The 20,996-nt window shown below is 61.5% G+C and carries 22 protein-coding genes; 13 read left to right on the top strand and 9 right to left on the bottom strand.

Annotation, left to right across the window (positions count from 1 at the left end; all coding sequences use genetic code 11):
- Nucleotides 1-21 precede the first annotated feature (21 nt).
- The 7 genes from QFZ70_RS08225 (at nt 22) to QFZ70_RS08195 (ending at nt 5,360) form a co-directional block, all read left to right on the top strand.
- A complete protein-coding gene (locus QFZ70_RS08225) occupies nt 22-603 on the top strand; it encodes a dihydrofolate reductase family protein (protein ID WP_307094887.1) in 582 nt (193 codons plus the stop codon).
- Nucleotides 604-696: 93 nt separating this feature from the next.
- Nucleotides 697-1,077: a UBP-type zinc finger domain-containing protein gene (locus QFZ70_RS08220; protein WP_373461674.1), complete on the top strand. Its 381-nt coding sequence runs from the start codon at nt 697-699 to the stop codon at nt 1,075-1,077.
- A gap of 140 nt (nt 1,078-1,217) precedes the next feature.
- On the top strand, nt 1,218-2,384 hold the full coding sequence (locus QFZ70_RS08215) for a cytochrome P450 (RefSeq protein ID WP_307094886.1): 1,167 nt from the start codon (nt 1,218-1,220) through the stop codon (nt 2,382-2,384).
- Between the two features lie 84 nt (nt 2,385-2,468).
- Nucleotides 2,469-3,161: a histidine phosphatase family protein gene (locus tag QFZ70_RS08210; RefSeq protein ID WP_307094885.1), complete on the top strand. Its 693-nt coding sequence runs from the start codon at nt 2,469-2,471 to the stop codon at nt 3,159-3,161.
- Nucleotides 3,162-3,185: 24 nt separating this feature from the next.
- On the top strand, nt 3,186-3,740 hold the full coding sequence (locus QFZ70_RS08205; protein ID WP_307094884.1) for a DUF3090 domain-containing protein: 555 nt from the start codon (nt 3,186-3,188) through the stop codon (nt 3,738-3,740).
- A complete protein-coding gene (locus tag QFZ70_RS08200) occupies nt 3,740-4,507 on the top strand; it encodes an SCO1664 family protein (protein ID WP_307094883.1) in 768 nt (255 codons plus the stop codon). Before QFZ70_RS08205 ends, QFZ70_RS08200 begins: the two co-directional genes overlap by 1 nt.
- A gap of 373 nt (nt 4,508-4,880) precedes the next feature.
- The gene (locus QFZ70_RS08195; RefSeq protein WP_307094882.1) at nt 4,881-5,360 is read left to right on the top strand and encodes a hypothetical protein; all 480 of its coding nucleotides are present in this window, start codon (nt 4,881-4,883) and stop codon (nt 5,358-5,360) included.
- Nucleotides 5,361-5,364: 4 nt separating this feature from the next.
- Here the strand turns inward: QFZ70_RS08195 and QFZ70_RS08190 are convergent, their stop codons facing one another.
- The gene (locus tag QFZ70_RS08190; protein ID WP_307094881.1) at nt 5,365-5,499 is read right to left on the bottom strand and encodes a hypothetical protein; all 135 of its coding nucleotides are present in this window, start codon (nt 5,497-5,499) and stop codon (nt 5,365-5,367) included.
- A gap of 59 nt (nt 5,500-5,558) precedes the next feature.
- On the opposite strand from QFZ70_RS08190, the gene QFZ70_RS08185 reads away from it, so the two are divergent.
- Nucleotides 5,559-5,864: a hypothetical protein gene (locus QFZ70_RS08185; RefSeq protein ID WP_307094880.1), complete on the top strand. Its 306-nt coding sequence runs from the start codon at nt 5,559-5,561 to the stop codon at nt 5,862-5,864.
- Here QFZ70_RS08185 and QFZ70_RS08180 read toward each other — a convergent pair.
- Both QFZ70_RS08180 and QFZ70_RS08175 read right to left on the bottom strand, forming a co-directional pair.
- Entirely contained in the window at nt 5,861-6,259 is a 399-nt protein-coding gene (locus tag QFZ70_RS08180; protein WP_307094879.1) for an STAS/SEC14 domain-containing protein, read from the bottom strand. The two genes, QFZ70_RS08185 and QFZ70_RS08180, sit on opposite strands and share 4 nt — an antisense overlap.
- A gap of 1,092 nt (nt 6,260-7,351) precedes the next feature.
- Nucleotides 7,352-7,621 (bottom strand): hypothetical protein, encoded by a 270-nt coding sequence (locus QFZ70_RS08175; protein ID WP_307094878.1) that lies wholly within the window; start codon nt 7,619-7,621, stop codon nt 7,352-7,354.
- A gap of 473 nt (nt 7,622-8,094) precedes the next feature.
- Here QFZ70_RS08175 and QFZ70_RS08170 point away from each other — a divergent pair, with 473 nt between their 5' ends.
- From QFZ70_RS08170 to QFZ70_RS08150, 5 genes are all read left to right on the top strand, one after another.
- Nucleotides 8,095-8,487 (top strand): helix-turn-helix domain-containing protein, encoded by a 393-nt coding sequence (locus QFZ70_RS08170; protein WP_307094877.1) that lies wholly within the window; start codon nt 8,095-8,097, stop codon nt 8,485-8,487.
- A gap of 259 nt (nt 8,488-8,746) precedes the next feature.
- Nucleotides 8,747-8,938, top strand: a complete 192-nt coding sequence (locus tag QFZ70_RS08165) for a hypothetical protein (protein WP_307094876.1) — start codon at nt 8,747-8,749, stop codon at nt 8,936-8,938.
- Nucleotides 8,938-11,238, top strand: a complete 2,301-nt coding sequence (locus tag QFZ70_RS08160; RefSeq protein ID WP_307094875.1) for a hypothetical protein — start codon at nt 8,938-8,940, stop codon at nt 11,236-11,238. Before QFZ70_RS08165 ends, QFZ70_RS08160 begins: the two co-directional genes overlap by 1 nt.
- Nucleotides 11,239-11,268: 30 nt before the next feature.
- Nucleotides 11,269-11,943, top strand: coding sequence for a VWA domain-containing protein (locus QFZ70_RS08155; RefSeq protein ID WP_307094874.1), 675 nt, complete (start codon nt 11,269-11,271; stop codon nt 11,941-11,943).
- Entirely contained in the window at nt 11,944-12,699 is a 756-nt protein-coding gene (locus QFZ70_RS08150; protein ID WP_307094873.1) for a PP2C family serine/threonine-protein phosphatase, read from the top strand.
- Nucleotides 12,700-12,766: 67 nt separating this feature from the next.
- Here QFZ70_RS08150 and QFZ70_RS08145 read toward each other — a convergent pair whose 3' ends face one another.
- From QFZ70_RS08145 to QFZ70_RS08120, 6 genes are all read right to left on the bottom strand, one after another.
- Entirely contained in the window at nt 12,767-13,240 is a 474-nt protein-coding gene (locus QFZ70_RS08145; protein ID WP_307094872.1) for a protein NO VEIN domain-containing protein, read from the bottom strand.
- Nucleotides 13,241-13,429: 189 nt separating this feature from the next.
- Nucleotides 13,430-17,593, bottom strand: coding sequence for a sacsin N-terminal ATP-binding-like domain-containing protein (locus QFZ70_RS08140; protein ID WP_307094871.1), 4,164 nt, complete (start codon nt 17,591-17,593; stop codon nt 13,430-13,432).
- A 266-nt stretch (nt 17,594-17,859) separates the two neighbouring features.
- Nucleotides 17,860-18,174 carry a hypothetical protein gene (locus QFZ70_RS08135; protein ID WP_307094870.1) on the bottom strand — a complete coding sequence of 105 codons (315 nt, stop codon included), beginning with the start codon at nt 18,172-18,174 and terminating at the stop codon, nt 17,860-17,862.
- Nucleotides 18,171-19,076: a hypothetical protein gene (locus tag QFZ70_RS08130; protein ID WP_307094869.1), complete on the bottom strand. Its 906-nt coding sequence runs from the start codon at nt 19,074-19,076 to the stop codon at nt 18,171-18,173. The genes QFZ70_RS08135 and QFZ70_RS08130 overlap by 4 nt, the downstream gene beginning before the upstream one ends.
- Entirely contained in the window at nt 19,021-19,446 is a 426-nt protein-coding gene (locus tag QFZ70_RS08125) for a hypothetical protein (RefSeq protein WP_307094868.1), read from the bottom strand. Before QFZ70_RS08125 ends, QFZ70_RS08130 begins: the two co-directional genes overlap by 56 nt.
- A gap of 205 nt (nt 19,447-19,651) precedes the next feature.
- The gene (locus QFZ70_RS08120; RefSeq protein WP_307094867.1) at nt 19,652-20,995 is read right to left on the bottom strand and encodes a hypothetical protein; all 1,344 of its coding nucleotides are present in this window, start codon (nt 20,993-20,995) and stop codon (nt 19,652-19,654) included.
- Between the last annotated feature and the right edge of the window lies 1 nt (nt 20,996).

Raw genomic sequence — 20,996 nt, 5'->3', positions numbered from 1 at the left:
CCCAAAGCGAAGGAGAGCACCATGGGCAAGGTGGTCATGTACAGCTCGGTGTCGGTGGACGGCTTCATCGCGGACGAGAACGATCAGCCCGGGCCCCTGTTCGATTGGTTGACGAGCGGTGATGTTCCGTTGGACGAAAGCGGCGAGTTGAAGGTGTCGCAGACGTCCTACGACTACACCCGGCCGTACTGGGACCAGATCGGGGCGACAATCGCCGGCCGCCACGTCTTCGACATGACGGACGGCTGGGACGGGAAGCCTCCGGGCGGGGTCGACCATGTGGTCGTCGTGACGCACCGGCCGAAGCCCGAAGGCTGGGACCCCGAGGCGCCGTTTCACTTCGTCGACGGCGTCGAGGCGGCCGTGACCAAGGCGCAGGAGCTCGCGGGTGACCGCATCGTCGAGGTCGCCGCCGGGGACGTCGGTGGCCAGGTACTTGCCGCGGGCCTGGTCAACGAGGTGCGCATGGACGTCGTACCCGTCGTGTTCGGGTCCGGCAAGCGCTACTTCGGGTCGGTCCAGGCGCAGCACCTGTTGGAGGATCCCGACGTGATGATTCAGGGCAGCCGGGTGCTTCACCTGCGCTATCAGGTGCGCCGCTGACCGGTCAGAGCGGGTCATTCCAACGGCACCGAGAGTCTGCCAGAATAGCTCCCGACGGTGGGCAAGCGGAATGACTTGAGCAAAACCCGAGCGATGGCAATGGAGGACTCCATGGAGGACCGTCTTATTCCGGGAATCAGCCTCGCCGCCACGCCCAGTGGAACAGGCTGCCTGGAGTGTCTCAGCGGTGATGGCCCGGGATGGTGGCTGCATCTTCGCCGCTGTGCCCAATGCGGCCACATAGGATGCTGCGATTCATCACCCTCACAGCATGCCAGTGCCCACTCGCGCACCGCCGGCCACCCCGTGATGAAGTCCTTTGAACCTAGGGAGGACTGGTTTTACGAGCAGACCACAAAAAAGTTCTTCCGCGGCCCGCGGCTTCCAGATCCCCAGTCCAGGCCACCGGAGCAGCCGTCACCGTCACCGGCCGACAAGGTGCCGGCAGACTGGCGGGAACACCTTCACCGGTAACCGCTGAGGCAGAACCAACCGCGCCACCGCTCGCTAGTGACCCGGGAGCACGCACTGGCTAAAATCAAGTTCAGCGCTCAATCGGCAGAGCGTGGCACCCGCCAGTCCGGTGGAGCCCCACGCGAGCAGAGAGGCCAGCCATGAAATTCAACCTTTCCGCTGATCATCAGCTCGACCCCTTTCCCCAGTACGAACGAATGCGGGAAACTGCCCCTGTCTATTTCGACGAACAATCCGGCAGTTGGCACGTCTTCCGGTACGACGAAGTTCAGCGGGCACTGTCCGAATATGCAACATTTTCATCGCACATGGGCGGGGACGATGCATCGGCCAGCGGCCAACTGTTTTCCTCGAGCCTGATCGCCACCGATCCTCCAAGGCACCGGCAGCTACGCTCCCTGGTCACCCAGGCGTTCACGCCCAAAGCCGTGGACGCGCTGGCTCCCCGCATAGCCGGGCTCACGGACGAGCTTCTGGAGGGGATCGCGGACCGCAACAGCGCAGACCTGATTAGGGAATTGGCGTACCCGTTGCCTGTCATAGTGATCTCCGAACTTATGGGAATCCCCGCGCAGGACCGTGAGCGTTTCAAGAGGTGGTCTGATGTCATTGTCAGCCAAACGCGGACCGGTACGGCCAGTGAGAATCACACTGCAGCGAACATGGAGATGGCGGAGTACTTCCTTGCCCTGATCGACGAACGCAGGGGTCGCCCGGGCCAGGACTTGATCAGCACCCTGCTGGCAGCGGAGATTGACGGCCAAAAACTGACGGTGCCCGAACTGCTCGGTTTTTGTGCTTTGTTGCTCGTCGCAGGCAACGAGACCACCACCAACCTGATCGGGAACGCCGTTTTGTGTCTGGCTGAATACCCCGGCACAATGGACCGCTTGGTCAGGGAGCCAGCCCTGATTCCCCAGGCGTTAGAAGAAGTGCTGCGCTTTCGGTCGCCGGTTCAGTCGATGTACCGGTTGACGGTCGCGGAGACCACCTTGGGGAACGAAGTGGTTCCTGCCGGCGCACCGATAGTGGCTTGGATCGGCTCCGCCAACCGCGACGAGCGGCAGTTCCAGCGGGCCGCCAAGTTCGATGTTGATCGAGCCCAGAACCGGCATCTGGCGTTCGGCCACGGTATTCACTTCTGCCTTGGTGCACCGCTGGCCCGGCTCGAAGCCAGGATCGTGCTGGAGGCCCTACTGTCCCGTTTGCCCGGGCTTTCCCTGGAACAGGGGGCGCACTTGGAAAGAATGGACAGCACCATCGTCTATGGGGTGAAGTCCCTCCCGGTGAGTTGGCAGCCGGCCTGACCGGCAAGACTTGCTGCGCCACGCCAGCCGGTAGCCACAGCTGGTCACGGCCCTGTTTATCGGGCGGGTGGTTAGGCTGGAGGGATGGCAACAGTTATTCTCGTGCGGCACGGCCGCACCACAGCAAATGCCGCTGGCCTGCTGGCGGGTCGGGGAGCCGGCGTCAGTTTGGACCAGATCGGGCGCGAGCAGGCGGCTTTGACCGGAGACCGACTCGCTGTGGTGCCCTTGGTTGGGGTGGTATCGAGCCCCCTCGAGCGTTGTCAGGAGACCGCCCAGCTCATCCTCGATCGCCAGGCTGGTAATCCTTCTGCACCGACTGATCCGGATCTCACCGAGTGCGATTACGGCCAGTGGCAGGGCCGCATGCTCAGTGATCTCTCAACCGAAGACCTGTGGGCAGCCGTGCAGTCGCAGCCGTCCGCCGTCATTTTTCCCGGAGGTGAATCCATGGCAGCGATGCAGACTCGGTCGGTAGCAGCAATCCGGCGCCACGATGCCGCTTTCGAAGCCGAGTACGGGCCAGGAGCCGTGTGGGTGGCGGTGAGTCACGGTGACATCATCAAATCAATCCTCGCCGACGCGCTCGGTATGCACCTCGACCTGTTCCAGCGGATCAACGTGGGGCCTGCCTCCGTATCGATCGTGCACTATCGTGCTGTTCGCCCGAGCGTCTACGCGATGAACACCGATGCGGGTGATCTCTCGTGGCTGTCGAACGGCCTTAACTCTGGCGATGCGCCGGTGGGTGGCGGCGCAGGGCAAACGGCGCAGTAGACCTTATGTGCCTAAAATACTGACATGCCCACACGAGTTCACGAGTTTGCCTGGCCTGACCGCGTTGTCATCGGAACCGTCGGCGTTCCGGGGGCGCGCACGTTCTACCTGCAGGTGCGTACAGGCAAGCAAATTGTGAGCATCGCCCTGGAGAAGCAGCAGTCGGCGCAGCTCGCCGAGAAGATTGACGAAATCCTTGATCAGCTCATCACCCTCGAAGGCAACCCCTTCAGCGTTCCCACGGGTACTCCCGTCGAACTCGTCGACAATGACCAGCTGGAGAGCGTCACGGAGCAGTTCCGTACCGGGGCCATGACCTTGGGTTGGGACCCGACGACGGCCCAGGTGGTCATAGAGGCCTACCCAATCACCGATGTTGATGCTGATGACAACGACGAATTGCTTGATGAGGACGGCGCTGAGCCGCCTGAAAAGTTGCTGGTGCGGATGCCGGTTGGCACCGCCCGCGCCTTCGCCAAGCGGACCCGGGAGGTGGTGGGTGCCGGGCGTCCCGCATGCCCGCTCTGCGGTTACCCCGTAGACGCCGACGGGCACGTCTGCACCGTGCCCGAGGTCTGATGGCGGCACCCGACCTGCTGACTGCCGAGCTGACGCTCACCGGGCGGATCACGACGGCGTCGAACGCCACCTTTCTGGGCAGCATCGGCGACACTACGGTCGTTTATAAACCGATAGCCGGGGAGAAACCCCTGTGGGACTTTCCCGACGGCTTCCTTGCCCACCGGGAGGTCGCCGCCTACCTGGTTTCTGAGGTCCTTGGCTGGAACGTGGTGCCACGCACCTGGCTTCGCGATGGTCCTTTAGGCAAAGGAATGGTGCAGCTGTGGCAGGAGACTGACCCCGCCCAGAACGCGGTGGATCTTGTTGCGGCGGACGACGTACCGGAGACCGGGTGGAAACACGTCCTCGAGGGTCAGGATGAGAAGGGGCGGATGGTCGCCCTCATACACGAGGACACGCCAGAGCTCAGACGTATGGCGGTGTTCGACGTCGTCGTCAATAACGCCGACCGCAAGGGCGATCACATCCTTGCCATGACGGACGGACACCGGCACGGCGTGGACCACGGGCTTACTTTTCACAGTAACCACAAGCTGCGCACGGTGCTGTGGGGGTGGCTGGGAGACGCTCTGACCGCCGAGGAAACTGACGGCATCGACCGTGTCAGCGAAGGTCTGCACGGAGAGCTGGGCCAAGACCTGGCAGGCCTGGTCAGCGCCAAAGAAATTGCCTCGCTCGCCGCCCGCTGCGCCCGATTGCGCTTGGCAGGGCGGTTTCCGGCTCCGAGCGGTGAGTTGTCAGCGGTGCCCTGGCCGCTGTTCTGAGGGAGTTACGACTACACGCTTCAAGGCATGTGCCGGTTTGATGGCCTGAACGATTAGTGCGTAGGACTCGGAGGGCGGGCAGGGACCGCAACCTCTTGGAAAGGTTCAATGTCCAAAATCAGGGGCATGTGGTCGCTGTACTGGAGCCAGTCCTCGGGCCGGCCGATCTCTAGGGACGCTCATCTGATACTCCCTGTTTCAAGCCTGCGGATTACGCCTAGGGCTGGCAGTCCCTGCTGTATGGCCCCTTATGCCCAGGCGCAGAACCGGACGCCACGCTGTGGTCCTCCTCAGAGTGGCATCAGCCTTGCCTTGTCTGGCTTCAGGTAGGGTGCCAGGAAACGAATCACTGGGGAATGATGAAACTGATCCAATGCGCGCTGCTCGCCGGACTCCTGGCAACGGTACTGTCTGGCTGCACGTACACAGATCCGGTCCAGGGACAAGAGACCGGGCCTATCGAAGATCCTTCGTCTTCCTCCACTACCCCGGCTGTGTCCGCCAGGATGCAGGGGTCATTCCAGCCCCTGGCCGCCGCTACCTCTGCACAGCCACCCTCGAGGTCAACGAGACCGGCGCAGTTCTGCAGCTCGAAGACATGGAGACCGAAACTGGCAAGGATCTGCGCGTCATGCTCAGTCCCGGAACTTTTGCCGCTGGCGCCGGAGGCGAGCTCGAACTGCCCTCGACGAGAATGATCGAGATTGGCCCGTTCCGAGCCGGCGCCATCCAGCGTTTCGTAATGGACGGGCCGATGTGGTCTGCCATGCAGGGACCGGTGCGGAGCGTGCTCATCTACGACTACTCCGCCAAGAACACACGCGGAGCCGCGGTCCTCAGCGACCAGAAGTGAAGGCTCAGGCTAGTGCCCCGGTGAAACCCGCTTCGGGGCGCCGTCCGTGGACGTTTGCCGCGGTCTGCGTCATGGCCCCGGCCTTGGCCGTGCTGGTGTTCAGCCTGGCGGATCCCATCATCCAACTGCTGCCTGGCATGTGGCCATCTATCTGCTGATCGGGGCTGCATCTTCGGACCCACAAGGAAGATCCCGTCAGTGCAGCAGTTCAATGGCATCTGGCCGGTCTTCAGCCTCGGACTGTTCCTCCTGCCGGTCATCCCGCTCATCCGGCTGGCCTACCCCGAGTACAGGGCCCTGCCGCTGCAGACCGGCGTAGAGTTGTTCCTGGCCGTAACCGCGGTTGTGGTGGCCTTCGTAACCCCTACCCCCGAGGGGGCGTGGGCGTCGCCATGGGTATACGCCGGCGGGGCCGCCACCGCCGGGCTGATGACCGCGTTCTGGGCCAGGGGCCTCCCCCGCCGCTCCCGGCGGACCCAGCTCACTGACGGTGCCGTCGTTTAGGTCCTGTCGAGCATCTTGTCGGCCTGCTCTCCGGTTGGCTCATTCAGCCAAGTTATTGCTTGGTCCCTGGAGGTGAAGTACTTGATCGGGAATCCTGCACGCACGAGGGACAAGCGAAGCATGGCGATCACTCGGTCGCGGGGAGAGTCGCCCAGCAGCGCCATGCGCGAAATATTGGCCGGGTCGGGAAAGAGTTTTCGAGCAGCCGCGGAGTGGGTCACGCCCTGTATTTCGACCAGCATCGGCAACCGGGCGCCCTGGCACAGCGTGGAGATGGCTGCCAGGGCGGCCCTGGCCACGTCAATGCCTATATAGGCCCCTCGCTTCCAGCGCAGGTAAAGAAGTCCCTCGGACACCTCCAGCGTGGCTTTGCCTTTGATGTCCACCTTGTTCACGCCGCTCCTTGTCTTCAAGCCTCTCTGACCAGTCTCGACCGTAACCGATAGACGTCATTCACAAGGGGAGGCCGTTTGGGAATGTCGCTGCCCGGCCAGATGGGTCTACGGCGTGGCGGCCAAAGAGTTTTCTTCACCGGATTCCTGCCGAGCCGGACGCGCCCACTTAGCCCGAACAGAGACAACCTGCCCTGCTTGGTAGAGTCATGCCGCGGCGCTAACGGGTGGCACTCCGCCAAATGCTAAGAACTGAAAGGTACACCCAGACGCTCTGCTCACTACCCATAACACCCAATCCACTGCTGGCCACGGGGCGCGCAGCAGTTTGGCCAGCAGTGGATTGGGGAGATAGCTAGATCTGAACGGTTGGCCCAATCGCCAACTAGGCCAGTTTTTCGCCAAACTACTTACGACGAAATCGCCAACTAGTCGTCAAACCACCAACTAGCCTCCGATCCCACAAGAAGTGTAGATTGCCAGGCCACTTGGTCCCGAGGACCATTCCCCTCCCCTGCGTTTAGGCGGGGCTATGGGCTCGGTCGAGTCTTCCCGTAGTCAAACTAGTTGGTTCTTTTTACACCAAGATTCTTCCCGAATAGTCCCTACTGGACCGCATGTGCCTCAGGCAGCGGCAGCCCGGGCAACAAAGCCACAATGCGGGCTGGTGTCCCGAACCTCTGCCTTGGTTGCTTGCTTACCGGATCTCAGAGCAAGCCAACCTTCTTTAGAGCAGGCAGTTCCTGTTCATCCATGACTGTGTGCCCGTTCTCAATGCTCTTGAGGCGAACCGTCCCGTTGGTCACTGCGTCCACGTGAAAAGTTGAGATGGTTCGGCACTGTGGACAATGCCGTACTACGACGAATGGCCGCATCAAGTGCCACTTGCCGTCGGGGTCGAGTATGTAAAGGCTGTCGGTTTCGATGTCATTTGACTGCACCTGATCCGTTTGGGATTTTACAACCCAATGGTCACCAATCATTTCCCGGTAGGACACCGTGGCCTCCCGGGCTAACGTGTCCCATGATGTTGCAGTCACGTGTCTCAACGGCATATCTGCCAGAAATCCCGCTGCCTGAGTCAGTGTCCGAAGGTCAGTTCATTGCCAACTTGGTCGCTTCGGCAAGATCTGCCGCCTCTACCCGCCGGTTGTGCGATTCATCATTTCTACGGGTGCTGAGCCGTACACGGGCCACCTCTACATCAGCCGTACGGAACATGCGGATGATGTCAGCGAGGCCGGCTTGGGTCGATGCTGCCGCAAAGTGCTTTGCAGTGGTTTCCTGAAGTACAGCCGCCCAATCCCCCATCCCGGGGCCGGATCCGCCCTCAAGTTTCCGGCGGATACCTTCTACCGCTTTCACTTCTTCCGGATGGCGAACGTAGGACCTTCCCTCATCGAAAAGCCTCGCCCAACACCGCCGAAGTACCAACCACGACGACACACAACTTTGATGAGCCGCTTCCCTGCAGGCCCTGCCAGATGACACTACGATTCGAGGTTGTGAACACCTTTACCCCCCTCACGAAGTTCGACGGTCCTGCCTCTCGTCCCGCTTGCCCTGATCGGCATCGGGGTCATCAGCGGCGCGGCCTTTGGACTCAAAGGCGGTCATAACATCAAGAGCGCCAACGAGGTGAGCGGAGGGCGGGGTATGGAGATTATGGGTCGGAACAGCGCTCGACCCCCAATCGGCTGACTGCCCGTGTGACACGCTGCTGGCTCGCGCCCAGGTGTTGCCTTGCGGGTCAATCACGCTTCCGCCGGTTGACTTCACTTACAGCACTTGATTACAGTTATTTCAGTTAGCTTCGTTTGTTTCAGTTGGAGGTCAATATGTCGGGGATCCTTCCCGCTGACATCCAAGCACTGCGTGACGCGCTGGACGCGTCGCCGGATGAGGTGACAGTGACGCTCAACCTGACGCGTCGGAGCGCAGAGAAGGTGCTGGAACTGCTCGAGGCCGAGCACTCGACCGGAGCCGTCGTGCTCCCCGCCAAGGACCTCTTCACCAGCACCGAGGCCGCGACCATGCTCAGCATGTCTCGACCCACCCTGATGAAACTCGTCGATGCGGGCACGGTGGAGCATGTCCGCGTCGGAAGCCATCGGCGTATTCCGATGCGTGCGATCGCGAAGTATCAGCGAGATCGCCAACTGGAGCACGAAGAGGCCGCTGCGGCACTTGAGGAGTTCCGCAGCAACATCTCGTTCGGCGATGCGCAATGAGCGCACGTTATGGCACGGATGACTGGTCCTGCGAAGATGAAACCGACGACTGGGTCGACGCAGATGAAGCCGATGACCGGGTCGGGGAATCGCGCGGAAGCTGCGTTCCCGACGAAGGGCATGTTGTGACCGGGGTTGTGGCGTACGTCCACCACGAGGAAATCGGCATCGATCTCGGCCTCGGTTTCGGGATGCATGGGCGCATCCCATTGGACGAGCTGCCCCCGAGATCGAGGGGAAGCCGCGCCAGGCCGTGTCCGTGGGTGACGAGATCGAGGCGCTCGTCGTCGACTCTCGGTACGGGATGGAGCCGATCCTCTCACAACCACCGGCACCCCTCATCAACGCACCCCTGGAAGGGGCGCTCGACACGGTCGACCGTCAGGGCTCCTACAGTCACACAAGTCTGATCCCAAAGCTCCGGACATTCAGAAATATGGAGAACGTATAGTGCTCAATGCGCTCGAGTACCAGCTCATCGACCCCGTCGAGTTCCTCCAGCCGAACCGACGGCTGTTCATCGACACCAACGTCTTCATGGACACAGACGCGCGCCGCGCTGGTGGGCTGAAGCGTCTCATCGAGCGCGGGCAGAGTGCGATCATCGCGAATGGAAACCCTGTCGTCGTACCGACCAAGGTCGTTGGCGAACTCACAAAGCAGAGCCGGATCCACCCCTCCGGGGAGACTATGGAGCGCGCCGAGGCGATCAAGAAGGCCGGTGCTGCGCTGACCTTCCTTGAAAGCGCGAGCAAAGCCGGGCTCGTGCGTAAGGACCTCGGTGATGACACCAACCCCTACGCTGACGACCTCTTTCTGAAGCTCTTCGAACGATTTGCCGGCACTTATGAGATGTGCCTGCTCACCCATGACATCACCATCAAGCTGCGGATTCGCCTCCTCGCGCACCGGCTCGCCAAGCGCCTTCTCGTCGGGGTCCTCACAAAAGATGGCGATCTCGAGGTCGAGTCCGACGAATCGCACTTCGAGCGCGGGTTCCGCAAGTACAAGCGCCACGCAACCTGCATCGCGGAGGGAAGCGGCAGCTTCAAGGACGAGTCCGAGGTCGCGGTGCTTAAGCCGCTTCTGGACGACTTTGGCAAGGCGTTCGGTTTAGAGGAGCCCGTTACCAACCTGGGCCCGAGGGCGGTGAAGTCGCCGTCATCGCCGGCACCGCGACGCTGGGCCGTTGCATCGACACCGACCAACTCGTTCTCTGCGCAGGCAAGGCTCAAGCCCAGCGACACGCCAATGGCCTTCTCTGCACTCCCGAAGCAGGGAGACCACGTCACGTGGGCATCCGCGGACCGGAGCGGCTCGCTCGTGCTGGGCGCGCTGCTTGGCGAAGGCGGCGAGGGGACCGTATACGAAGCCGATCTAAGCACAGTGGTCAAGATCTTCGATAAGGACCACCTCACGCGACACCGCAAAGAAAAGATCGAACTGCTTGTCAATCGAAACCTCCGCGCGAAGGGCCTCTGCATCCCCTCCGCGGTTGTCCGCAACGGTAACGGCGAGTTCGTTGGATACGTGATGCCGAAGGCCAGCGGGCGCGAGTTTCAACGTACGGTCTTCAACAAGCGAAAGTTCGAGCGCGAGTTTCCAAGCTGGAAGAAGGCCGACCTCGTTGACATCTGCATCTCGTTCCTGGAGAAGGTTCAGTACCTGCACTCCATGAACGTGATCCTCGGCGACATCAACCCCAAGAACCTCATGATTGATGAGAAGAAGAACGTCTTCATCATCGACGCAGATTCCTGGCAGTTGGAGGGCTACCCCTGCCCTGTCGGGACGCCGATGTTCACCTCACCCGCGATGCTCGGGAAGACCTATTCCGACGTTCTGCGGACGATGGAAGACGAGCTCTTCGCCGTCGCGACGATGCTGTTCATGATCATCATGACCGGACAGTTCCCATACATCCGAACGGGGACTGACGGCGACATGGTTCAACTGATCAAGGAGGGCAACTTCGCCTTCCAGTACGAGAACCGCAACAACAAGGACCAGCCGGACGGTGACTGGAAGTACATGTGGAGCCACATCCACAAGCCGGTGAAGGACCACTTCTGGCACACCTTCCATCGCGAAGGCAAGCACTACAAGAAGCGTCCAACTGCCGCAGAGTGGCTTGAAGCCTTCAAGGCGTACAAGAGCTATCTGGGCAACAAGCGTTTGAACTTCGACCCCATGTCGAACGATGTGTACCCGATCCGCAACAAGGCGTTCAAGCAGGACACCCCCATCCAGGACTGCCCCACCTGCGGACGTCAGAACGCAATCGCTGGCATCTGGATCGACGACACCCAGGAGCACTCTCTCCCACGGCAATGCAACAAGTGCCGTGATCAGCAGCCAGGCCGAGCCGCTGCCGCTCCAACGATCACTGTGCCATGCCGCGATTGCAGCCGGCCCTTCCCGAAAAGCCAGCTGAAGTACGGTCGGTGCCCTTCCTGCGCGCAGAAGCACGACGAACGGCGGGCTCGCGCCAACACCCTCGACCCTTCTCGTCTCTGTGTCCGGTGCCAGAAGCCCTTCATCACATACGGAAACGTTGAGTGGCACCAGCGGAACGGTCGATCGGTCCCCACAACTCACAGGGCTGGCTCCGGCGGGCGCTACCCCGCCGGCTGCGTTCCAACACTGCCACGCACGCCCCGGACCGGCCCCACTGCCTCCACTACCAAGCCAAGCGCACAAACCCAGGTGGGCTTCTGGGCACGCCTCCGCAAGTGGTTCACAGGCAACTAGCAACAACAGCTTCAACGAAAGGAAAGCACTATGGCGCGACTCAACATCGGGGCCGACGACCTCGTCGACAACCCGACCCCGCGCGTACCCGTCTCGCTCTGCCTCGATACCAGCAGCTCGATGAGCGGCCCGCCGATCCAGGAACTCGTCCGCGGCGTCAACCTCTTCTACGACGCGATCGACGAAGACGACGACGCTCATGACTCAGCCGAGATCAACATCGTCGAGTTCAACTCGTCCGCGGGCCTCGTCCATGACTTCGCGAGCATCGAGCGGCTGCGGCGGATCTCGGCCTTGACCGCGAGCGGCACCACCGCGATGGGGGCCGGTGTTAACCTCGCCCTGGACACGCTCGAGAACAGGAAAGCGGCCTACTCCGGCAGTGGCGTCCTCTACTACCAGCCGTGGCTGGTGCTCATGACCGACGGCGCGCCGACGGACAACATCGACTCCGCCGTCAGGCGAGTGGTCGACCTGGTCGAGGCCAAGAAACTCACGGTGTTTCCGATCGGCATCGGCGGCGGTGCCGACATGAAGACGCTCGCCCGGTTCAGCCCCAACCGTCCTCCCCTGCGCCTCGACGGCCTGAAGTTCAAGGAATTCTTCGAGTGGCTATCTCGGTCGGTCGCACGAGTCTCGCGGTCGACTCCCGGCGACACCGTCAAGCTCGACCTCGAAGGGCTCGCCGGCTGGGCGGAACTGTAGGTGTTCAAGGAATTCCATTACCAGGCCAGGGGGCACGGCCACCTGCGGGATGGCACGCCGGTCCAAGACCGGACGAATTACCTCTCTCGCGGCGGCGTCCAAGTCCTCTGCCTGGCCGACGGCGCAGGCTCTGCGACTCACTCTCAGTTCGGCGCCCAAGCGGTCGTCGATGAAGGATGCGTTGTACTCGTCGAACAGTTCGCGGAGTACGCGGCATCCAACGACGGCATCCAGGTGAAGGTGGATCTCCTTGGCCGACTTGCAGCCAAGGTGGCAGCCGTAGCGGAACGGCATAATGTATCGCCCGACGATCTCGCTTCGACGTTCCTTTGCGTGGCCGTATCCGGCGACAGGTTCCTCGGCGCCCATGTCGGCGACGGGGTCGTCGGGTACCTGAAGCATGGCGACCTGAGGGTCATCTCCGGCCCCGATAACGCCGAGTTCGCGAATCAGACGACGTTCGTCACCTCGGCACGTGCACTCGAATCCATGCGACTCTTCCGCGGATCGCTGGACGGCGTCAGCGGATTCATACTCATGAGTGATGGCTCAGGAGACAGCTTGTACGACCCGCGCACTGGCGAGCTAGCGGGCGCATGCTCCAAACTCATCGACGCCGTCGGCACGGCACCTGGTCGCCAGAGCAAGAACTCCGATTACAAGAAGCGACTGCGGCGGCTCGTGAATGTCACCATCCGGAATGCGACGAAGGACGACTGCTCAATCGGAATCCTCGGCCGGCAGGCCGCGCAGTGACGTCCAGCGCCGAAGAGGTTCTTTGAAGGGGTCGAAGGTGAGGCAACGGTGGACTTGGCCATCCTGCTCAGGTGTCGTCCTGGGCTGGCGCGTCTTCCTCGTGTCGCAGCTCTAGGGTGAGTTGATCGGCAGCGGCGAACTCGCGTACTCGGAGTTGAACTGTCCGCTTGCGTATGACGTCTTCCGACTTTGATGAGGCAAGCGTGCCGAATGGGTCTTGAACGGCTCTCACGAAGGGTGGGGCGTTTTCGAGATCGGCGCGAAGATTGCCGACGAGGTAGAGCCAGAAGTGACTTCTTAGTTCACCGCCGGCCGTTTTCCACTCGTTCCAACTCATGGCTTGTACTTGCGCGTCGACTCCGGACGACTTCAGTTCAATCATTCGATCGATTGAACCGCCTTGGATAGTTAGCATGTCGAAGCCGGGGTAGAGCTGGCTGATGCCTTGCTCAGCGAGCTGGTCAAACACTTCCTCGACTACGGTGGACTGTTCGATAGCGGTTGCGATCATCTCTGGCGAGCTGACGTCGACGATGAGCACGTCCGCATTCTCAGGGGGCGTTTCTCCTGGGAGTACGACGGTCTTCCGCCCGATGAATCGTCGCTCCTCAAATGCGAAGGTTATACGCATGCCAAGTCGGTCAAGTTCGTTCAGGTCGGTGCCGGCGGCTGCCCTGGGCGCGCCTGCAGCACCCCCCTGGGCGCCGTGGTCGTCACCTGCGGCTCCGGGTTACCCATTGGTTCCTGGGGTCTCGTGTTTGGGACCTGATCCTTGGATGCGGATGAGTTCTCCGTCTATCAGGAGGTCCTCGTAGCGGTGCAGCGGGATACGTGGAGCGGCACGGGTGGCTGCGGGAGGGGTTCGGTCTGCCTGCCCGGTGGCCGCTTCTGTTGACTCGCCGTCTGTCGTGCCGAGCTTGTTGCCTTCTGCGCGGTTTGCCAGCTGATCGACCTGATGAGCGTCACCTCCGAGATAGGCAAGGTCTTGCTGCACCTCCTCCAGCTTCTCCGCGGCGCCGGCCAGATCGAGTAGTTGCTGTCGCTGCGCGGGGTTCGCGTTGATGAATGACAAAAACGTCTCGACGGTGTTGACTTCCAAGGTCTCTGCAAGCGCCATAGCCAGGGTGTGAGCGTCCTCCGCTATCGGCGGCCATGCAGGGCCGGCCCACACGGCGAAACCTTGGAATCCTGATTTCTCGGAGCGCCGCACATGGTACGTCCGCTGGGGAATGTGACCGAGGTTCTGCCCTCGGAATGAACAGCTCAGATTCAGCGACTCCACGGGTTCCAGCTTCTCAGCGAATTCAGTCAAGGCCCGTTGGTCGGCCCTACTACGGTCGGCTCGATCGGCACTGAGGCGGGCGAGTAGCGGTGGGACCAGGTCTCGGAGTCCTTGGCGGAAAGTGCCGACGCCGGATTCTTCAAGGGCAGTCTCGCCCGGCATCACCGACCACTCCAACGCGCTCTCAAGGAGTGGGGTTCCGAAGAGCTCGCGGAGCGGACGAAGTGCTCCCGGCTCGGCCTCAAGAACGAACAACGGCACCTTGTCCTGCACACCGCTCCGTTCTCGGCTGCCAGACACCGACGCGTACACGACGTCTCGGGCGGCCAGGAACTCGTACCCGGCCGCAGTGCGCGCGGCAAGCGGGGTGTCAGCCAGTGGCGCCGCCCCGTTGTTTACAGCGCTGCCGACCAGGAGTTCGAACATCTGTCGGTAGATCGGCCGCAGTTCCGAGCGCAGCGCCTGGTCGGTGATGCCCGCCGGGTAGAGGTGCGAAATGCGTACGCAGAGATCGTGTGCATCCTCGACATTGAACGCGGCCGGAGTCAGCTCGCCGCGGACTTGCAGTTCGTCGAGGCAAGCGCGGAGTGTCGAGGCCGGCACCCCAGTCGGTTGTTTGAGGACAGGAAGGTAGTCGTCGGCGTCGCGCCCACTGCGGCCCAGACGACGAACGAGCTCCTCGGATCGACGCCAACTTTGGTTTGGACGCCGCGGGCCATGGCTCGTGGGGCAAATCGCGTGGTTACGAAGTCGGTAGAGCCATAGATCTGGGCCAGCATTGACGAGTTCTTCCGACGTTGCTCGCGGTGGAGCTGTGCGCGACGACGGCCATTTGCCGGCTCCGACGAATGCCAACTGGGCTTGGGTGTGGCGGGCGTAGGTGTTCCAGTTGCGAACGAGGTGGTCGAGCAGCTTCTCGGCCACATCGTTGTCCCTGCGGAGGGCGACCCTGGCGATCTCATCGAGCCGATCAAGATTGTGAACCTGGTAGAGATAGTGATCCGTCTGCTCCCACCGTGGATCGGACGAGAGTGCCCCGACGAGATCCGCTTGGTATTCGGACCAGACCTTGTCCAGGCCTGAGAATGCCCAACCACCAGGGAGACCGAGACCCTTCGTGTTTGTCCACCCGGTCCCGGTGTCGTCGACGTCGTGAAAGTGGATCAGTCTCAAACCGCGACTGACTCCGAGCCAAGCGAAAAAGTTGCGCCACCGATCATCGACGGTCGTCTCAAGTGCTTCGTCGGTGTCGTCATCGAGGTCGACTTCACCTTCGTCCGGATCGATTGCCGCTGGACTCGCGTCGTCTTCCTCGTTGACCCCGATGGTGGACGAGAACTCGGCGAACACGTCGGGCGATGCAAGGAATCGGACTTGCATGACCACGCCCGCAGCGGCCATCGCTTCAACGATCGGCTCCACAGAGTCATCGCCAACCCAGTCGCTTCCGAAGTACACCTGATGGGCCGGTGCCCAGGTCAGCTCCCCGGTGTCATCGGCACGACACGGAACATCAAGGCGGCTGACGTTGAAGAACGCCCGATCCGAACCGAGCCGCCCCATGGGAAGAGGCTGATCAGGTTTGGTCGTTTTTCCGGCCAACCGACATATCGTGGCGAGTGCTTCGATAGTGCGGTTTGACTCCCGCAACTCAGCATCGGCCCCTGCCGTGCGCGTGAGTCCTGGGAGGACGGCAGCGCGCATGACCTCCTCGAAGCGAAACTCTTTGACGTCAAAGAGTGCATCCCACGCCTTCATATGGCGCTCCAGGACCGGCCTCTGTTCGGTCCTGCCGAGCGTGCCCCAGCAGACCGCATGTGCGAGGAACTGTAACTTGCGAAGGGGAAGTTCCTCTGCGGAAGAGCGCGGCGGGTAAAACGCACTTTCACCTCCCAGAGCTATCCGCCTGACGGTGCCATCGTCGTTCTCGCCGACAGGGAAGACCGGTTCCAGCCGCGCGCTCTCCTCCAAGGCCTGGCGATCCGCCGCGTCCGATCGTTCCCAGAGGATCGCACAAAGATCAAGCACTGGGTCAACCTGATAACGAGCATCAAGGCTTGGTCTCAACGCTGTCCTCCCCGTGTCAAGATTGTGCGCAAGGGCACGTAGTGAGTCAATCGGGCTCAGCGCCACTGAGCCGTAAGCCGCACACACCCTGGCAAGCGCGCCTTCACAGAACTCCGGATCAGGGAATTGTCTGCCTTCAAGAACGCATTCCGGCTTGAGGAGGGCAGCGAAGGCGGGCCCTTCAGCGCCAAGAACGTGCGATGGAAAAACGGCCTCATTGAGGGCGAGTTCATTCGGTCCTGAGGGCAGGAAACGGACACCCGTCATTGCCCTGGCAATGGCGTCGGCCAGGAGTCCGCCTGCCGACCCGTAATCGCTTTCGCCTCGATCCAGAACGCGCAGGACGTAATGTGGGCCACCCTCGGTAAGGAGGTGAGGCATGAGCATCCGCACGAATGTCTCGGCTGCGCGACGTACGAGATACCCGTTGTAGTTCGACTCGGTGTCCGCGACTTGAATGTGCTGCCGTGAAAGGTCAGTCGTGAAGGCCCCGTTGACCAGCAGCGAGCAGGATGAAGGCTCCTGCGTAGGCAGGAAGACGTGAAACCTGCGGTCCTCCGGCCTGACCCGCGGGTCTGGGTCATCCCGGACCGCAACCGACACTTCGGTGACGTCCACGCCCTCCCATGCCGGCCCAGTCAAGCCATCGCGGTGGCCGCCGATTCGCACGTCACCGTCGTGAGCGATCCAGTAACTGTCACCCTTGCCTTCACGGTTGACCAAGTCGACCCTGAAAAGGCCCGACTCCGTCAGGCCGACACACCGCTCGACGCCAGAGGAAGTCACTCGGTGCCTCTCCAAGAGCCACTGACGGTCTGACTCCTTGGTGGAGGTCGCAACCTCAATGACCACTTCTTCAAGGTGCTTGAGGAAGAGCACACTGGTCATCGGCAGGTTCAATAATTGATGCGCGAGCGCTGCCTTTTGTTCGGAGCTAACCCGTTCGTGGAACGGGAATCGAAAAGCGCTGTGATAGCCGGCTGCACGCAGTTGGTCCCAGGTCTCGTGCCCCTCAGCGATCGCCCACGGGAAGCGCATCGCCGGCACCCCGCGGACCTTGCCGCGGTCAAACTCCTTCCAGAGCAGAGACACCTGCGCTTCCGCCTGCTCCCGCCCCAATCGGAAGCACACCGTCTCGGAATAGGCCTCAGGGCTGTCGGTGATTTCAAGGACCGATTTGAAGCCCAACCCCTTGTGACCAATGCTGGCACGCTTAGGGCCCCCGGACTGCGCCTTAGAACTGGCTCCCAAGCCGCACAATCCGCGAATATCGGCCTCTGTGAAGGGGCGCCCCGTATTGGCAACCCACAGCTCGCTGTCGGTGAGTCGAAACAAGACCCTGTCTTCTGTCCTCGCAACGCCCACCAGCGCGTCATCCGCATTCTGGAGGAGCTCATACACGAGACGCCCGCGATAGTCATGGGCGACCTGCGCCTCTTGGCTGACGTCCTCCAGGAGCCGGCCCTGTGACTCCCGGTACACAGCGAGGTTCTCACGGCAAATGCGCTCGAGGATGTCATCGGGCAGGGGCGTCGTCGCAGTCACGTACGTATTCCACCACAAGATTCCAAAAAAGAGTGGGTGGACTGGTCCCATTAATCGCACACGTATTGCGGACGTCCTCAGGTGCGACTGTGAGCGTAGATGCGTCTCGTGGTTTGGTTACTTTCGGGTGGTTGACGGAGCGCCCTGACATGCAGTTCATCTGTAAGCTTGCGGTGCACCGCAAGTCGCTTGCCGAGCTGTTATATAGGGAGCTTACCGGCTGGCGGGATTGTCACGGAGTGTGCTGTTTGAGGATCACCGGCGGCTCAATAAATGAACTCGTTCTGGCCGACCTCGCCGCGCCTCTGGGCTACTTTCATGGCCACTCGAACCGCCTTAACTCGGATGTAGTTGAACGTCCTCACGACTTCTCCCGGCGACACGTCTCTCCTCTCCAGGGACCATGCGACTAAGCCGTCGTACTCTTGGCGTCCCTCAATGTCCGCTGGTAGGGCACTGTCGGCCAGAGAAGCCATGTAGGCGTCGGCAAGGCCGTGGCAGTGCTCGCCTGTGTTGGGGTTCTGAATGAAGCCAGCTTCCATGGCCGCCGCCAGTTCCGCACTGTAAGACTCTGGGTTCATTTCTCAGGCGCCTTTTCCGGCGCATCAGCCATGTCTCGCTTCCGGGATTTAAACAACCCAGCAACTTTTCCGCTCGCTGCGCCAGTGGCTCCAGCCAGGGCACCGCCGAGGCCCTTGACCGCGGCGAGTGCCTGCGGCTCATCGGGGATCCCGTCGCCGTCGACGTCCACGGCACGGAACGGGCGGGACACCGCAGCAGCGGCACTCGCGACCCCCGATCCAACGGCGGAGGCACCCGTAGCGACTCCTTCTCCGACAGTGCTGGCCGTCCCGGTGATCCAGCTTCCTGTGGACTTCGCTGCCTCCTCCAGAGCTGCAAGTGCGCGGTTGGGCTCGGACTCCCGGTCGTCGGCTTCTGACGACTCGATCTGCAGGGCAAGGTGTGCCGGGAACTCCGCTGGAGCCTCAGGGAATGCTTTACGGGCGGATTCAACGACGTCTCGGCCAAATACAAAACGGCTCACACCTCCAGTGAGTGCACCCACTCCATATTCGATCGCCGTCTGCTGTTTTCCGTTCAGGGTTTCCCGCACTGTGTCCAGCTGACCCGTTTGGATGGTCCGGACGAGGCTTTGCGCGGCCCCGCTGGGCAGGGTATCTGCCAGGGTTGTCGCCCAGTGAGACCAGTCACCGCTGGCGGCCGCGAATTTGTGGCCCACACCCACTACACCTTCAGGGGAAGTTTCCGCCACGTCCTTGGCCATAGTGGCAATTTGTTCCTGACTCACCCGGTCGTTGGTCAGCCCGTAGACCAAGGCATGGGCCTGGTCCTGGTCCAGGGCCTTCCCGTGGATGTCGGCCAAGGCAAGCCCAAAAATTGCGGTGAGCTCGAACTGGAGCTGCTGATCACCGGCAGGGAGAAGCGCGGCCACACGGTGAGCACCCGTCTTCGCGACCCCCATGGCCATGTTCTTCGCGGCAACCTTGGCCGCCCTCCTTGGCCGTTACCTGCACAGTCTTCTTAGCCGCCTGTTTCCCAGCCGTCTTCAGACCGGTTGCCGCGACGCTGCCACCCGGAATAAACGAGATTCCCACCTCAGCCGCGATCGACCCGGCGGTAATCGCGGCCCCTGCAGCCGTGATCGACGTGCTGTAGTGACGTTCGAGTAACCTGATCACTTCCGCGGGTGTCGCCTCTGGACGCCGGCGACGAATCCGCATGACGTACTTGCGTGCGATCGAGTGACGCGCACTGACCGCCTTCGCGATGTCTGCGTTGGCTTCCTCATCATCCAACTGGGTCTCCAGCGTGACAGCTTCGCTTTCGGTCATTTACGTTGTCCCCCTCTAAACCACAGGCTCAACCGTGAGCCTTTCTATAAACGCAGCAATTCTGTTCGCGGCAGAGTACTTAAGCGCTCCTCTGCCGCACCGTCATCAGTGTCCCGCACGATGCGACCGCTCTCAGCGCGCCACGCGGCACCGCTCCAGCCACACCTGCTCCCACTGCAAGTCCGCCCGGTAGTTGATACCGCCCTCATATGGAGCGAAGCCTCTCGATGTGACGACGCTGTTCCTTGTCGTCTTGCTTGACGTGCACGCTGACGAGGACGCGGTCGCCATCCGGCTTGTAGTAAATGCGACCCATGTCCTCGCTACCAGCAACCCCGGTGGCAAGTTTCGAAACCTCGCGCCAGTCGCGCATGCCTTCCAAATCCTTGCCCACGACCTCCCCCATATCAATCTGCACCAGCGATCGCATCATAGACGCTGATGATTCGAGATTGGCCAATACTTCAACGCTGTCGAGGACAAAGGTCAGCCGCGAGAAGGCCACATCCAGAAATCCAGGAACACCACGACGAGGTGCTCGGGCCGTGGCGTTAGCTCTACGCCGCACTCGCTCCTGTTCGCCTAATTCTTGGAGTCGTTCTTGTAGGCCGACCACAGTTGCCTCGAGTGTCAAAATCCGTACGTCGCCTTGCTCAGCCTGATGACGGTAGCTTGCTAGGCTGCTACGAAGTTCGGAGTTTTCCGCGAATGCCAGTTCGAGAAGTTCTTCGGTCTCGGCCTGACGTTGCAAGAGTATTTTCGTTTCAAGAGCTTGCCGCGGATCACGGCTCAGCTGTCCAAGCTGATCTTGTAGTGCCTTTTGATGATCCAGGGCCCGGTCTAATTCGTCGGAGAGTTTTGACTCCCGACATGAGGCCGCAGTGAGCCGCTTACTTAGGAGCGAAGCTTCAGACTCAGAGGTGCTGAGACGCTCCCTGAGTTCGGCGGTCAGGTCGACCAATTGCTCGACCTGTGCTGCGAGATCCTCTAGCGGCGAGACTGTAGGTGCCGGAGCGGGCGCAGTTGTTGGCTCGGCTGAGGCAGGCGAAAAGAGGGCGGAGATCTGAGCCACGACCTCTTCGTGGCTGCCTTTGAACCTCAGCCGGGCAAACCAGTCGTAGAACTTCCCCTCATGTGTGGGACGATGGCTGACATCCCACCTCTGGACGGAAAGACCTGCGGCTTCGAGTGCGTCGACGACATCCGTTGCAAGTCGCTCAGGGGCGTTAAAGACAAGGTAATGACCAAAGCGGTTGGTCTCGACCTCCCACTCACCGTGGAAACCCGCGAAGTTCTGCTGCTCACCGACGTCGTTAAGCTGCGGCGCGTATGGGATAGAAGCTCCTGCGAAAAGGAACCTGCTGCAGTCCTCGACTTCCCAGGATGCTCCGGAAATGTCGACCACGTCGTTGGCAAACAACGGGTACACGGCGCCCTTGTAGACAATGCCGGCATATCCGTCGGGAGTTAACCGGACCGGTCGACGAACAAATTCGGCGACTACGGCCGCACCCTCTTGGACACATACAACGACTTGCTGAGAAGCCATT

This window comes from Arthrobacter sp. V1I9, from assembly GCF_030817075.1.
In the GTDB taxonomy this organism is placed as follows: Bacteria; Actinomycetota; Actinomycetes; order Actinomycetales; family Micrococcaceae; genus Arthrobacter.
This window is presented reverse-complemented; position numbering and strand designations above follow the sequence as displayed.